Origin of the sequence: Nocardioides alpinus, assembly GCF_900112035.1 — a bacterium.
GTDB classification, from domain to species: Bacteria; Actinomycetota; Actinomycetes; order Propionibacteriales; family Nocardioidaceae; genus Nocardioides; species Nocardioides alpinus.
The window spans coordinates 156,369-170,177 of sequence record NZ_FOKC01000007.1 but is presented as its reverse complement, the minus strand read 5'-3'; the positions used below and the strand labels follow the sequence as shown (position 1 = coordinate 170,177).

The following is a 13,809-nucleotide window of genomic DNA, read 5'->3' as shown; positions in this document are numbered from 1 at the left end:
GCCGACGCCGGGGTGTACGTCCGGAGGGAGGGACGGCCCTCAGTCGCGCCGCGTCGTCTCGTGCGTCGTGACCACGTCGTTGGCCGCCGCCCACTCGCCGATGTCGCGCCGCTCGATGGCGGCTGCCATCAGGTCGGGGAACAGGTCGGGCGTGCACGCGAACGACGGCACGCCGATCTCGGCGAGCGCAGCAGCGTGGTCGGCGTCGAAGGACGGCTGTCCCGAGTCGCTCAGCGCTAGCAGCGCGATCATGGTGGCGCCTGAGCCCACCACCGACCGCGCCCGGCTGATCATCTCCTCGGCGATGCCGCCCTCGTAGAGGTCGCTGATGAGGACCAGCACGGTGTCGGTGGGCTGCGTGATCTTCCCCTGGCAGTAGGCAAGGGCGCGGTTGATGTCGGTGCCACCGCACAGCTGCACGCCGAAGAGCACGTCGACCGGGTCGTCGATCTCGTCGGTCAGGTCGACGACCTCGGTGTCGAACACGACCATCCGCGTGCTGACCGAGCGGATCGAGGCCAGCACCGCCCCGAAGACCGAGCTGTAGACGATCGACTCGGCCATCGACCCAGACTGGTCGATGCAGAGGATGATCTCGCGCTCGACCTGGGTCGAGCGGCGCGCATAGCCCACGAGCCGTTCGGGCACGACGGTCCGGTGCTCGGGCAGGTAGTGCTTGAGGTTGGCCGCGATGGTCCGCCGCCAGTCGACGTCGCGCATCCGCGGTCGGCGGGTGCGTGCCGAGCGGTCGAGGGCGCCCGACACGGCCTGTACGGTGCGCTGGCGCAGCCGCTCCTCGAGCTCGTCGGTCACCTGACGCACGACGGCGCGCGCCGTCTCGCGTGAGTGCTCCGGGATCACCCGGCCGAGGCCGATCAACGTGCTGACGAGACCGATGTCGGGCTGGACCGACCGCATCATCTCCGGCTCCAGTAGCATCTGGCGCAGCCCGAGCCGCTCCATCGCGTCGCCCTGCATCACCTGCACGACCGACGACGGGAAGTAGGTGCGGATGTCGCCGAGCCAGCGCGAGACCCGCGGCGCGGAGCCGCCGAGCCCGCCGCGGCGCTCGCTGTCGTACAACGCCTCGAGGGCTCCGTCGCGACGCTCGTCGGCGGCACTGAGCGACACCGCCACGCCGCCGGGTCCGCTCAGGCCGTCGGCCTCGTTGCCGCCGAGCACGAGGCGCCAGCGGGTGAGCCGGTCGCGAGGCGCGTCGCCCTCGACGTCAGGCTGCTCCGTCACGGTCCACCACCTTCCACCCGAGGTAGCCGGCCACGGCCCGCAGTGCGGGCATCGCCTGGTCGAGGTCGACCGTCGACCCGCCCTGCGGCCGCTCGTCAGGTCCACCGAGCCGGGACAGCTGCTCGCCGATCGTGCGGCGCTCGGCACGGCTGAACTGGGCGAATGTCCGTCGTACGAGCGGGAGCAGGTCCTCGAACGCTGTCTCGTCGAGTCCGCCGACCCACGCGTCGACGAGGCCGAGGAGGGCGTGGTCGTGGACCAGCAGCACGGCGTCGCCGGCCAGGAAGCCGTCGAGCCACGCCGCAGCCTGGGGTGCTGACGCCACCAGCGAGAGTCGGCGGCCCATCCGGTGGGCCGTGGTGTCGGCGTCCAGGCGACCGGCGTCGAGCAGGATCCGGGTGGCCCGACCGGCCACGGCGCCAGCCACGTGGTCGGGGGCCGAGACGGACTCCAGCGCCTGCGCCCAGGCCTCGTCGAGCTCGCCGTCGGCGAGCAGCGAGAGGCCGCGCTGCGCGCCGGCGACGGCCGTCACCATCTGCTGCGCCGCCTCGTCGTCGAGGCTCGCGCACGCCATCGGCAGCCCGACGCACGCACGGACGACGGTGGCGCCCAGCACGGTGCGTACGCGTCGGGTGTCGACACCGCGCACGTCGCCGTAGCGGCAGGTGCGGGCGAGCGGCTCGACCGTCGAGAGCAGGGCCGGCACGTCGTGCTGCACCGCGGCCCGCGCGTCGAGGGCCTCGAGCACCGCGGCGATGCCGTCGGGCAGGTCGGCGGTGAGGCACGCGCTGACCAGGGCGGCGAGCTCGGCGAGGTCCGCCGAACTCTCCGCACGGTCCGCGGCGCGGGCCGAGGCCGCGGCAGCGATCGTGGTGCCCCAGACGCTCGCCTCGACGAGATCGACCGCCAGCTCGGGGCGCCACTCGACGGTCCAGCTCTCCTTGAAGGTGCCGGTGGTGCGGCCCGTGTCGGAGAGCTCGCCCCACCTGACGCCGAGCAGCTGCAACCGGTGGAGCAGCACCGACCGGGCGAGCTGGCTCTCGCGTCGGAGGTCGAGGTCGACCTCCTGGGCGGACGCCGTCGGCCTGAGGCGCAGCGAGCGCTGCTGGCGGGTCAGGTCCGCGGCCAGCGGCACGACGGGGGCCGAGTCGGGGACGGTGCCGAGGTCGGCGCCCACCACGAGGCGCTCGTGGACCAGGTCGAGCGGGAGCCGTGAGCCTTCGCAGAGCACCGCCTGTGCGGCGTCGTCGAGCTCGCTCAGGCCCACTGACGGTCGCCCCCGCACCGTCGCGAGGGTCTCGGCCAGGCGGGCCGCCTCGACCACGGAGGCGGTCGAGGCGTCGAGCTTCTCCTCGCGCAGGGTCCTCGCCACCCGCACCAGCCAGGTGGTGGCGAGGTCGCGGGGGTCCGCGTCGTCGCGAGCGAGGTGGTCGAAGAGGTGCTGGTACCAGCCGGGGGCGCCCACCCCGGCGCCGTAGCCGGAGGAGTAGCTGAGCCGAGCCGCCGTCCAGGGCGTCCAGGCCGCGGCGACCTTGGTGCGCGGCAGCTTGGTGAGGAGCGCCTGGTCGCGCGAGACCGCAGGGAAGTCGGCGGGCACGAGGGCCGGCGCGTGCCACGCACCGCACACCACGGCGAGCCGGGACTCGGGTGCGGCCTTGATCTCCGCGCGCAGCACCTTGCGCATCCACGCCTCGCGTCGCGCGTTGGCGTGCACGTCGGGGTCGTCGTCGGGGCGGGTGTCGGCCGCGCGGACCGACGCCATCGCGTCCCGGATCGCGTCGAAGCGCTCCGCAGGAGTGTCGTAGCGCTGCTCGACCGCGTCCTCCCACCAGCGCTCGGCGTCGTCGTAGCCGGCGGCTGCCGCCAGGGTCCCGATCGGGTCGAGCCGCTCCGGCGGTGCAGGGGACACGTCGAGCTCCGGCTCGGCGTCGGACGCCACGTCGGGCTCCACGTCGGGCTGCGGGGTCGCAGCAGCCTCGTCGGCCAGCGCGAACGCATGGGTGGCAGGCAGGTCGAGGAAGCGCACCGGTACGCCGCGCGCCAGCGCCCAGCGGGCCGCGACCCACTCCGGCGAGAAGCGGGCGAGGGGGTAGAACGTGGCCTTGCGCGGCTCGTCGACGGCGTACACGAGACCCGCGACCGGGGGCACCATGTCGTCCTCGCCCAAGAGGTCGACGATGGCGTCAAGCTCGGGGCAGCCCTCGATCAGCACCAGGTCGGGCGGGTGCGCCTCGAGCGCCGCCAGCACGGCCCGGGCCGAGCCGGGTCCGTGGTGGCGGATGCCGTAGATGTCGACGGTCATGGGTGTCGGTCAGCCCAGGTCCCGACAGGCGCGGTAGAGGTCGCTCCACTCCTTGCGGTTGCGCACGACCGTCTCGAGGTACTCCTGCCAGACGAGGCGGTCCTGCACCGGGTCCTTGACCACGGCGCCGAGGAGGCTGCCCGCGACGTCGTCCGCGCGGACCGTGCCGTCCCCGAAGTGGGCGGCCAGGGCGAGCCCGTTGGTCATCACGGAGATCGCTTCCGCGGTCGAGAGGGTCGAGCTCGGCGACTTGATGGTGGTGCGCTGGTCCGCGGTGACGCCGCTGCGCAGCTCGCGCATCACGGTGACGACGCGGGTGATCTCCGACAGCGACGCGAGGTCGGCCGGCAGCTCGAGCGAGGCACCCAGGGCGGTCACCCGCGAGCGGACGATCTCGACCTCCTGCTCGAGGGTGTCGGGCAACGGCAGGACGACGGTGTTGAACCGTCGGCGCAGTGCGGAGGAGAGGTCGTTGACACCCTTGTCGCGGTTGTTGGCGGTGGCGATGACGTTGAAGCCCGGACGCGCCTGCACCTCCTCGTCGAGCTCGGGGACGGGCAGGGTCTTCTCCGACAGGATGCTGATGAGGGAGTCCTGGACGTCGGAGGGGATGCGCGTCAGCTCCTCGATCCGGGCGATCGCGCCGGTCTCCATCGCCCGCATCACCGGCCCCGGGACGAGCGCCTCGCGGGAGGGACCCTCGGCGAGCAGCCGGGCGTAGTTCCACCCGTAGCGCAGCGCCTCCTCCTGGGTCCCGGCGGTGCCCTGGACGACGAGGGTGGAGCGGCCGCAGATCGCGGCGGCGAGGTGCTCGGCGAGCCACGACTTCGCCGTGCCGGGGACGCCCAGCAGGAGCAGCGCGCGGTCAGTGGCCAGCGAGGAGATCGCCACCTCGACCAGGCGCCGCTGGCCGAGGTACTTCGGGGTGATCGTCACCCCGTTGGGCAGCTCCCCGCCCAGGACGTACGTCGACACCGCCCACGGCGAGAGATGCCACGAGGGAGGCCGGGGACGGTCGTCCACGGCCACCAGCGCCGCCAGCTCGTCGGCGTAGGCGTCCTCGGCGTGCTCGCGGAGCACACCCTCGGCGGCCTCGGTGGGTGGCGTGCTGGTGGTCATCTGAAGGCCTCCGTGAGGGATGTGCGGAACGCGTGGAGCTGCAGGGTCTCGGTGAGCGCCCGGCGCAGGTGGGTGGCATCGGCCGGCACCTGCTCGAGCAGGGCGGTGACCGCGGGTGCCAGCGAGGGGCTGAGCGCGACCGGCAAGAGCGGTGCTGCCGCCCGGGCGAGGCTGGTCGTCGCTCCCTCGCCACGGAGCCGCCCGAGGACGACGCGGCTGAGCTCGTCGGGCCACGGCCGCGGCACCTCGACGAGCAGGCGACCGAGGTCTCGCCCCGCGGGCGGCCTCGCCACCCAGGAGACGAGCAGGTCGGTCCGCTTCTCCTGCGGCAGGAGCCACACCAGCCGCGGGTCGGGTACGCCGTGCTCGACGCAGGCGAGCGCCCACGCGGCGTCGCGGCGGTCGAGCACCGCCTCGACGAGCGAGGCCAGCACGTCCTTGTCGCGGACCATCTTCAGCGTGGCCGCCACCGACCGGCCGGTGATCTCGGTCCAGGTGGAGAGCGGGGCGCCGCGGACGACCTGCGCCAGCCAGACCGTCGGCGGCGGGCCGCCGCCCTTCGCGGGCGGCGTCATGCCGTCGCGGACCGCTGCGTCGTCGGGTGGGTCGGGGACCTCCACCTCGAGGTGTCGCGAGAGGGTGCCCCTGACCCGCACGAGGCCGCGCAGCCGCGCGGCCATCCGGTCCGCGCGATCGCTCGCGGGGAGCAGGGAGAGGACCCCTGCGGCGGCCTCCCGCACGGTCTTGGCCCGGTCGTCGAGAGCGCGCTCGAGGAGCGGCTCGTCGGCGGCGGAGATCCCGTGGCGCAGGGCCACCACGGCCTCACCGCGCACCTTGGCGGAGACGGTGTCCCACTCGGCCTCGAGCAGCGCGCGCGCCGCGGCGGGAGACGTACGCCGTCCTGCCGCGAACGCGGCGGTCGCCTCGGCCGTCGCCATCGTCGACCACTGCACCGTCCAGTCGTCGCCTCCGCCGCTGCCGACCGGTGCGGTGCGGTCGGCGTCCAGCGTCGCGGACCACGCCGCGTTGAGCCCGACCAGCCAGGCTCCCCTCTCGCCGATCACGCCACCCAGCGCACGCGCGACAGAAGGGCGCGGCGCGGCGAACTCGAGCAGGGCCGGGAGCACGGCGAAGGGCGCCCGCTGCCCGGCCGCCTCGGCCAGGCGCAGCCACTCCACGACCAGCTCGTCCCGCGTCGCCATGGACACCGGCGGCTGGAGGAGGAGCAGGTGCACCAGCTGGGCTGCGGCCTCGCTGCACGCCTCGCGGGTCTCCGGGGGCGCGTCGTGGGTCGGGCCCCCGGCGGCTTGCAGGCCCGCGCCCCCGCGGGTGACCGCGTCGGCCAGCGCAGCGCTCGCCAGCAACCGGTGCTCGGGGGCGTGACCCTCGTCGTCGGTGACGACGCCGAGGGCTGCGGGGATCGGCGGGGGTTCGCGCCGGGCGCTGCCCACGAGGGCGGCCGTCGCCACGTCGCCCAACCACTGCTCGACGCCGCTCACAGGCCCACGACCCGGTCGTCGAGCCACACCGAGAGCGGGCGGAAGGCCCCGGACTCGATCTCGCCGAACACGTCCACCGGTGCACCGCCACCGAGTGCCAGCAGCGTCCAGATCGGCGCTCCGGTCATGATCGGCAGCGACCCGGACGCGTCGCTCACCTGCCAGTGGTCTCCTTCGCCGACGACCCGGACGTCGGCCAGCGGGGCCGGGTGCCGGTCCCGCCAGGGTGCCCCGCCGAGGCTCGCCGCAGCGGCAGCGTGCACCGACGCGAGGGACGTACGACCGGGGAGGCCGGTCACCGACTCGGCACCCGCGGGCGGGTTGCGGAACAGCGCCCGACGCGGTGCGTGGCCGGGATAGCGGGAGAGCTCGACGTCGAGCTGCGCCCCACTGAGCTGGGGGACGGCGAGCGCCTGGCCGTAGCCGGCGAAGTCGAGGACGGCCACCACCTCGCCGTCGGCGTGCGCGAGCCAGGTGCGCTGCTCCTGGAGCCGGCCGTCGTCGGAGCGGTGGGCACCGAGGACGGTCCAGGGCCCGGGACGTACGTCGCCGTCGCGGACCTCCTCGCTGGACTGGGCCCAGCCGACGGCGACCCTGACCTCGGCCATCTCGTCGACGCCGAGCGTCTCGCGTGCCTGCCACGCGCAGGTGATCGTCCACCAGCGACCCACCTCGGCGAGGAGGTGCTCGGTCCAGTCGGTCCGGGCGTGGATCTGCGACCCGGCCTCGCGCACCCGCTCGGCCAGTGCTGGCAGCTGGGCGTCGACGAGGCGGGCGGCGGCGTTGTCCCAGAAGGCGTACGGCTGTGCGCGGGCAGCTGCGAGTCCGCTGCGCACCAGGTCGGCCAGCCACAGCCGGAAGTCCTCGACGCCGGCGTCCATCCGGGCCAGCCGCTGCTCGATCCGCTTGGCGCGGGCAGCGGGGTCCGTCGGCTTCTCAGCTGCCTTGGCGGGCGCAGCCGCCTTGTCGGCGCGCTGCGTGGCCCACTCCTCGGCGAAGGCCGCGACCTGTCCCGACTCGTCCAGCACGCCCTCCGACCACAGCATCAGCAGGGCGATCGCGTGCTTGCAGGGGAACTTCCGGCTCGGGCAGGAGCACCGGTAGGCAGGCCCGGTGAGATCGACGCTGACCTGGTAGGGCGTCTTGCCGCTGCCCTGGCACTGGCCCCAGACGAGTACGTCGTTGCAGCCGGTGTCACGCCACGGTCCCGGCATCGCGAGCTTGCGCCCCGCGGCCAGCGAGGCGGCGTCAGGCGCGGCCTCGGTCACCTGGCTGGGGGTCCATCGGGTCATGGCGCGGCCATCAAACCACCCGCTGCCGACAGTCGAGGGTCATTGACGCCATTCAGCCCGCGCTGACCTAGCCTGCCCGTGTGCCCGTCATCATCCGTCCCGCGACCCAGGCAGACGTCGACTTCCTGACGACGGTCGTCATCGAGGCGACGCTGCACCAGGGGCGGCTGCCGGACGACTTCGACGAGGTCGACTACCGCGCCGGCTTCGGCGCGTGGACCGCCGAGCAGGTGGACGGCGACGGTGCCGGGTCGTCGATCTCGGTGGTCGAGGTCGACGGTCAGGCCGCGGGCCGGCTGCGCGTCGTACGTCGTGGCGGGCTCGTCGAGATCGCCGGGCTCCAACTCCTGCCGGAGCACCAGTCGCAGGGCGTCGGGCGCACGGTCGTCGACGGCGTCGTGGCGGCGGCCCGGACGGACGGTCTGCCGGTCGAGCTCGGCGTGGAGAAGGACAACCCGCGGGCGCGGGCCTTCTGGGAGCGCTGCGGGTTCACCTACGTCGGCGAGGACGAGACGGAGCACCGGCTACGGCTGACGTGAGCGGGCCCCGTGCAGTGCCGACCTAGGCTGGGCGGAGTTGCCCGTGTCTAGGAGGATCCGAATGAAGTGCCCCACTGATTCAGCGACCCTCGTCATGAGCGAGCGTGCCGGCGTGGAGATCGACTACTGCCCCGAGTGCCGCGGCGTGTGGCTCGACCGCGGTGAGCTCGACAAGATCCTCGAGCGTGCCGAGGCAGAGGCGTCGCGCTCGGCCGCGCCCCCTGCCGCACCTGTCCGCGACGCGCGACCGGCGTACGACGACCGGGACCGTGACCGTCGCCATGAAGGCTCCAGCCAGTACCGGGGCAAGAAGAAGGAGCACTGGCTCGGCGAGCTCTTCGGCTGAGCCGCGGATCGGGTTGCGCCTCGCGACGTAGAGTCTCGTCATGGAGCTGATCCTGCTGATGCTGGTCCTGGGCGTGCTGGGAGCCGTCGCGGTGGTGGCGACACGACGCGGCAAGGAGCGGGAGCTGCAACGGCGCGAGGACGAGCTCGCCCCGGTGAAGAAGCTGGCCTTCGAGGACATCACCGCCTTCGGCGTCGACCTGCAGGACCTCGACTACGAGATGAGCGGCCACGACCTCGACGCCGGCGCCAACGCCGACTACCAGCGGGCGCTCGACGCCTACGAGTCCGCCAAGCTCGCCGGCGACTCCATCACCCAGCCGGAGGACATCCGGCACATCACCTCGATCGTCGAGGACGGTCGCTACGCGATCGCCTGCGTACGCGCCCGCGTCGAGGGCAAGCCGCTGCCCACCCGGCGACCGCCGTGCTTCTTCGACCCGCGCCACGGGCCGTCGGTCGCCGACGTCCTCTTCGTCCCGCCGGACGGCGTCGAGCGCGACGTGCCCGCCTGCGCCCTCGACGTCGAGCGCGTCAATGCCGGCGCTGAGCCTGACGTACGCAAGGTGATGGTCGGCGCGCAGCGGGTCCCCTACTGGCAGGGCGGCCGCGCCTACGAGCCCTACGCCGCGGGCTACTTCGGTGCCTTCGGACCCATGACCTGGATGTTCATGGGCGGGATGATGTTCGGCGACCTCGGTGGCGGCTACGACGGCGGTGGCGACGGCGGCGGCGGTGACGACGGCGGGGGTTCCGACGGCGGCGACGGCGGGGGCTACGACGGCGGCGGCGGGGGCTTCGACGGCGGCGGCGGGTTCGACTTCGGCGGCTTCTGAGCCACCGCCCACCGCGTCAGCGGTCGATCGTGGCCATGTTCGCCTCGTCGTGACGATCCCCGGCGGCCGGCTCGAGGGACTCCAGCCGCTGGACCTGGTCGGTGGTGAGCTCGACGTCCGCAGCCGCGGTGTTCTCCTCGACCCGTGCGAGGCGGCGGGTCCCCGGGATCGGCGCGATGTCGTCGCCCCGGGTGAGCAGCCAGGCCAGCGCCGTCTGGGCAGGCGTGGCGCCGATCTCAGCACCGATCGCGGTGACCTCGTCGACGAGGGCGAGGTTGCGCCGGAAGTTGTCGCCGGTGAACCGGGGGTTCGTCCTGCGCCAGTCATCGTCACCGAAGTCGTCGACGCTGCGGATCTGCCCGGTGAGCAGGCCGTGCCCGAGGGGTGAGTAGGGCACGAAGCCGATACCGAGCTCGCGCAGGAGGGGCAGGATCTCGGCCTCCACGTCGCGGGTCCACAGGGAGTACTCGGTCTGGAGCGCGCTGACCGGCTGCACCGCGTGGGCCCGGCGGATCGTGTCCGGCGCTGCCTCGGAGAGCCCGAAGTGGCGCACCTTGCCCTCGGCGATGAGGTCGGCGACGGCGCCCGCGGTCTCCTCGATCGGCGTGCTCGGGTCGACCCGGTGCTGGTAGTAGAGGTCGATGTGGTCGGTGTCGAGGCGCCGCAGCGAGCCCTCCACGGCGGCCCGGATGTTGGACGGGCTGCTGTCCGTGGCGAAGGACTGGGTGTCGCCGTGGTGCTGCACCAGGCCGAACTTGGTGGCGATCACGACCTCGTCGCGGCGTCCCTTCACGGCCCGCCCGACGAGCTCCTCGCTGTGGAACGGGCCGTAGACTTCCGCGGTGTCGATGTGCGTGACACCGAGGTCGAGGGCGCGGTGGATCGTGCGGATCGACTCGGAGTCGTCGAGCGGTCCGCCCGTCGTGTAGGTGCCGGCCATGGTCATGGCGCCGAGGCCGATGCGGGAGACGGCGAGGTCGCCGAGGTGTGCGTTCTTCATCAGACTTCTTTCTCAGGTGCTGGCGGTGGTGGGCGGCGAAGGGCCGCCACGGACCACACAACCAGCGCTCGACGGCGTCCGGGAGTCCCGGCCGTAGGGGTCACCGGCAGTGACTCCCACACCGCTCGCCGGGTTCGTACAGTGGGCGCATGAGTGACCCGGACCAGAGTCCCCGCGATGCTGCTCGGGCCGAGATCCGGGAGTTCCTGAGCACCCGTCGGGCTCGGATCACCCCGCAGCAGGCAGGCCTGCCGTCCTTCGACGGGGACCGCCGCCGCGTGCCGGGGCTGCGGCGGGAGGAGGCGGCCCTCCTGGTCGGGGTGTCACCGCAGTACTACATCCGCCTCGAGCGCGGCGACGCCACCGGCGTCTCGGACGGCGTGATCGAGGGGATTGCGCAGGCGCTGCGGCTCGACGACGCCGAGCGCGCGCACCTGCTCGACCTCTTCCGCACGGCCGGCCCGACCTCGCGAGCGAAGCGACGACGTACGCCGACCAGCGACCGCGTGCGCCCGACGATCCAGCGACTGCTCGACGCGATGCCGACGGTGCCCGCCGTCGTGCTCAGCGCCCGGCTGGACGTGCTCGCCACCAACGAGCTCGGCCGAGCCCTGTTCCACCCGTTCTACGACGCCGACGAGCCGGTCAACAACGCCCGCCTCGTCTTCCTCGACCCGCGAGCCACGACGCTGTTCCGCGAGTGGGACGTCGTGGCCAACGACACCGTCGCGCTCCTGCGCGCCGAGGCCGGCCGCGACCCGTACGACCGCAGGCTCTCCGCGCTCGTCGGTGAGCTGTCCACGCGCAGCGACGACTTCCGGGTCCGCTGGGCCGCCCACGACGTACGCATCCACAGCACAGGGGTCAAGAAGCTGCACCACTCCGTCGTCGGCGACATCGACCTGCCGTTCGAGTCCCTGCCGCTCGAGGTCGGCGGCACCACCAGCCTGGTCACCTACCTCGCCGAGCCCGCAAGCCCGGGCCACGATGCGCTCGTGATGCTCGCGAGCTGGGCTGCGACGGGCGCCGAGGCAGGACGGGCGTGAACGGCTGACGGATCGGACGGCACGCCCGCGCGCCGGTCAGCTCCGCCGAGGCCTGTTCGTACGCGCGGTGGCCGGCGCGCTGCGTGGGTCCTCCGGCCAGGCGTGCTTGGGATAGCGCCCACGCAGGTCAGCCCGCACGGCCGGGTAGCCGTTGTCCCAGAAGGACTCCAGGTCCGCAGTGACAGCGGTCGGGCGTCGCGCCGGGGAGAGCAGGTGCAGCAGGAGCGGGACCCGTCCGTCGGCCAGGACCGGTGCTGAGGTCCAGCCGAAGACCTCCTGCAGCCGCACGGCGAGCACCGGCTGGTCCTGGGAGTAGTCGATCCGCACACTCGACCCACTGGGCACCTCGACGCGCTCGGGCGCCAATTCGTTGAGCCTGCCTGCCTGCTGCCACGGCACCATCGCCCGCAGGGCAGCAGTCACGTCGATGCGACGAAGATCCTTCGCCGAGCGGACCCGCGCCAGCTGCGCCCCGAGCCACGAGTCGAGGTCCCGCGTCAGTGCTGCGTCGCTCACGTCGGGCCACGGGTCACCGAGCGCGCGGTGCAAGAAGTCGAGGCGGGCGCGCAGCGCCGTGGCCGCCTCCGTCCAGGCGAGGAGAGCGATCCCCTCGCTGGCGACCGCCTCCCGGATCGCGTCGCTCACGGCCCGCGCGGGCGGATCGCTGAGCGGGGTCGAGCTGAGCTCGATGGCGCCCAGCAACGTCCGCCGGCGAGCCAGCACCCGCCCACCGGTCCAGGTGACCTCGTCCACCTCGGTCCACAGCGATCCCGCCGCCTCCAGCGCGAGGTCCTCGGTGAGAGGGGCCGCCGCGCGGATCCGCGCCTCGCGCCGCCCGGGCCGTCGCTCCGCGTCACCGACCGCGAGCCACTCCAGTCCGGCCAGCGGACCCGGGTCGCGCAGGTCGAGCGCCGCGCCCGTCCCGGACGCCATCAGATAGCTCGACGTGTGGGCTCGCTTGCGTGCGATCCGGTCGGGGTGCGCCAGGGCCACCACCAGGCCCACCGCCACGTCGTCGGTGAGTGGGCGGGAGTCGCCCCGCTCCCCGGCGGTGTCCTGCTTCGCGACGACCTCCGCCAGCCGGGTGACCTGGCTGCGCCACGATCCCGCCCGCTTGTCAGTGCGCAGGGACCGGAGCGCAGCGACCATGTCCCCGCCGGGAGCGCGTACGTCCTCGCTCAGCATCGCGACCACCTCGGCGGCTCGCTTCGCTCCGACGAGACCAGCCCCGTCGATGAGTGCGCGCGCCAGCCTGGGATCGACCGGCACCCCGGCGATCACCCGGCCCCGCTCGGTGGCTCTCCCGTCCTCGGTCATCGCCCCCAGGCCCACCAGCACCTCCTGGGCCGACGCCAGAGCGTGCGCCGGTGGCTGGTCGAGCAGCGCCAGTTCGTGGACGTCCTGGCTGCCCCAGCACGCCACCTCCAGAGCAAAGGCCGTCAGGTCGGCGGTGGCGATCTCGGGCTCGGGGTGGGCGGCCAGGTGCGCGTGCTCCGTCTCGGACCAGCACCGCAGCACGGCTCCCGGACCCAGCCGTCCGGCTCGTCCCGCCCGCTGCTCGGCCGCTGCCCGGCTCACCGCGACGGTGACCAGGGAGGCCAGTCCGCGACGGTGGTCGGTGCGCGGCTCGCGGGAGAACCCGGCATCCACCACGACGCGTACGCCCGGCACTGTCAGCGAGGACTCGGCGACCGCGGTCGAGACGATCACGCGTCGACGCGGGCCCTCGCTGAGCGCCAGATCCTGAGCGGCGGCCGACAGCCGCCCGTGCAGGGCGTGCACGTCCGCGTCCACGCCGGCCAGGCGGCGTACGGTCGCGTCGACCTCCGCGACACCCGGCACGAAGACCAGGACGTCCCCCTCGTGATCGGCCAGAGCCCGACGTACGGTCGCGGCGACGTGGTCGTGGAACGCCGGGGTGATCCCCCGGTCGTCGGTGCGACGCGCCCCCGCAGGCAGCGGGCACCAGATCGCCTCGACCGGGTGCAGGGCACCCGGGACGCTGATCACCGGAGCGTCACCGTCATCGTCGCTGCCGATCAGGGCGGCGGTCCGTTCGGCCTCGATGGTGGCCGACATCGCCACCAGGGCTAGGTCCTCACGCAGGTTGGCCCGGATGTCGATGAGCAGCGCCAGGGTCAGGTCGGCGTCGAGGTGGCGCTCGTGGACCTCGTCGAGCACGACGGCGCCGACGCCGGCCAGCTCGGGGTCGTGCTGGATCCGCCGGAGCAGCAGGCCGGTCGTGACGATCTCGACCCGCGTACGTCGACTGGTGCGGCGGTCTCCGCGTACGGAGTACCCGACCGTCTCGCCCACCGGTTCGCCGACCAGGTGCGCCAGCCGGAGGGCAGCAGCGCGGGCTGCGATGCGGCTGGGCTGCGTGACGACGACCCGTCCGTCGACGACCCCGGCGACCGCGGGTGGGACCAAGGTCGTCTTGCCGGTGCCCGGCGGGGCCTGGACCACCGCGACCCCGCCAGTACGAAGCGCCTCCACGAGAGCGGGCAGGCCCGCGGTGACCGGGAGGTCGGGCGGCGCAGCGAGCAGGTGGCGCAGCGGGTCGGACACCCGTGCAGTGTGCCCGAC

At 73.6% G+C, this 13,809-nt stretch carries 11 protein-coding genes; 4 read left to right on the top strand and 7 right to left on the bottom strand.

Annotation, left to right across the window (positions count from 1 at the left end; genetic code table 11):
* Positions 1-39 precede the first annotated feature (39 nt).
* From BM127_RS15085 to BM127_RS15065, 5 genes are read right to left on the bottom strand one after another with little or no spacing between them, the layout of a single operon-like run.
* Positions 40-1,245 (bottom strand): VWA domain-containing protein, encoded by a 1,206-nt coding sequence (locus BM127_RS15085; RefSeq protein WP_091199778.1) that lies wholly within the window; start codon positions 1,243-1,245, stop codon positions 40-42.
* Positions 1,229-3,547, bottom strand: coding sequence for a DUF5682 family protein (locus BM127_RS15080; RefSeq protein ID WP_091199775.1), 2,319 nt, complete (start codon positions 3,545-3,547; stop codon positions 1,229-1,231). The genes BM127_RS15085 and BM127_RS15080 overlap by 17 nt, the downstream gene beginning before the upstream one ends.
* Positions 3,548-3,556: 9 nt before the next feature.
* Positions 3,557-4,666: an ATP-binding protein gene (locus BM127_RS15075; protein ID WP_091199773.1), complete on the bottom strand. Its 1,110-nt coding sequence runs from the start codon at positions 4,664-4,666 to the stop codon at positions 3,557-3,559.
* Positions 4,663-6,165: a DUF5691 domain-containing protein gene (locus BM127_RS15070; RefSeq protein ID WP_091199771.1), complete on the bottom strand. Its 1,503-nt coding sequence runs from the start codon at positions 6,163-6,165 to the stop codon at positions 4,663-4,665. The genes BM127_RS15075 and BM127_RS15070 overlap by 4 nt, the downstream gene beginning before the upstream one ends.
* Positions 6,162-7,457, bottom strand: a complete 1,296-nt coding sequence (locus BM127_RS15065) for an SWIM zinc finger family protein (RefSeq protein ID WP_091199769.1) — start codon at positions 7,455-7,457, stop codon at positions 6,162-6,164. Before BM127_RS15065 ends, BM127_RS15070 begins: the two co-directional genes overlap by 4 nt.
* 80 nt (positions 7,458-7,537) lie before the next feature.
* Here BM127_RS15065 and BM127_RS15060 point away from each other — a divergent pair, with 80 nt between their 5' ends.
* The 3 genes from BM127_RS15060 (at position 7,538) to BM127_RS22325 (ending at position 9,177) form a co-directional block, all read left to right on the top strand.
* Positions 7,538-7,996 (top strand): GNAT family N-acetyltransferase, encoded by a 459-nt coding sequence (locus BM127_RS15060; RefSeq protein ID WP_091199766.1) that lies wholly within the window; start codon positions 7,538-7,540, stop codon positions 7,994-7,996.
* A gap of 61 nt (positions 7,997-8,057) precedes the next feature.
* The gene (locus BM127_RS15055) at positions 8,058-8,342 is read left to right on the top strand and encodes a TFIIB-type zinc ribbon-containing protein (protein WP_091199764.1); all 285 of its coding nucleotides are present in this window, start codon (positions 8,058-8,060) and stop codon (positions 8,340-8,342) included.
* A 40-nt stretch (positions 8,343-8,382) separates the two neighbouring features.
* Positions 8,383-9,177, top strand: coding sequence for a hypothetical protein (locus tag BM127_RS22325; RefSeq protein WP_091199762.1), 795 nt, complete (start codon positions 8,383-8,385; stop codon positions 9,175-9,177).
* A 16-nt stretch (positions 9,178-9,193) separates the two neighbouring features.
* On the opposite strand, the gene BM127_RS15045 is transcribed toward BM127_RS22325, so the two are convergent.
* Entirely contained in the window at positions 9,194-10,177 is a 984-nt protein-coding gene (locus BM127_RS15045; RefSeq protein ID WP_091199760.1) for an aldo/keto reductase, read from the bottom strand.
* Positions 10,178-10,326: 149 nt separating this feature from the next.
* Here BM127_RS15045 and BM127_RS15040 point away from each other — a divergent pair, with 149 nt between their 5' ends.
* On the top strand, positions 10,327-11,223 hold the full coding sequence (locus tag BM127_RS15040) for a helix-turn-helix transcriptional regulator (protein WP_091199759.1): 897 nt from the start codon (positions 10,327-10,329) through the stop codon (positions 11,221-11,223).
* Positions 11,224-11,259: 36 nt separating this feature from the next.
* On the opposite strand, the gene hrpB is transcribed toward BM127_RS15040, so the two are convergent.
* Positions 11,260-13,791: an ATP-dependent helicase HrpB gene (gene hrpB / locus BM127_RS15035; protein ID WP_198554283.1), complete on the bottom strand. Its 2,532-nt coding sequence runs from the start codon at positions 13,789-13,791 to the stop codon at positions 11,260-11,262.
* Positions 13,792-13,809 lie beyond the last annotated feature (18 nt).

Excerpts from the sequence above, each read along its gene's own strand:
- BM127_RS15040 (WP_091199759.1), top strand. The coding sequence starts at position 10,327 with ATGAGTGACCCGGACCAGAGTCCCCGCGATGCTGCTCGGGCCGAGATC.
- BM127_RS15080 (WP_091199775.1), bottom strand. The coding sequence starts at position 3,547 with ATGACCGTCGACATCTACGGCATCCGCCACCACGGACCCGGCTCGGCC.
- BM127_RS22325 (WP_091199762.1), top strand. The coding sequence starts at position 8,383 with ATGGAGCTGATCCTGCTGATGCTGGTCCTGGGCGTGCTGGGAGCCGTC.
- BM127_RS15075 (WP_091199773.1), bottom strand. The coding sequence starts at position 4,666 with ATGACCACCAGCACGCCACCCACCGAGGCCGCCGAGGGTGTGCTCCGC.
- BM127_RS15055 (WP_091199764.1), top strand. The coding sequence starts at position 8,058 with ATGAAGTGCCCCACTGATTCAGCGACCCTCGTCATGAGCGAGCGTGCC.
- BM127_RS15045 (WP_091199760.1), bottom strand. The coding sequence starts at position 10,177 with ATGAAGAACGCACACCTCGGCGACCTCGCCGTCTCCCGCATCGGCCTC.
- BM127_RS15065 (WP_091199769.1), bottom strand. The coding sequence starts at position 7,457 with ATGACCCGATGGACCCCCAGCCAGGTGACCGAGGCCGCGCCTGACGCC.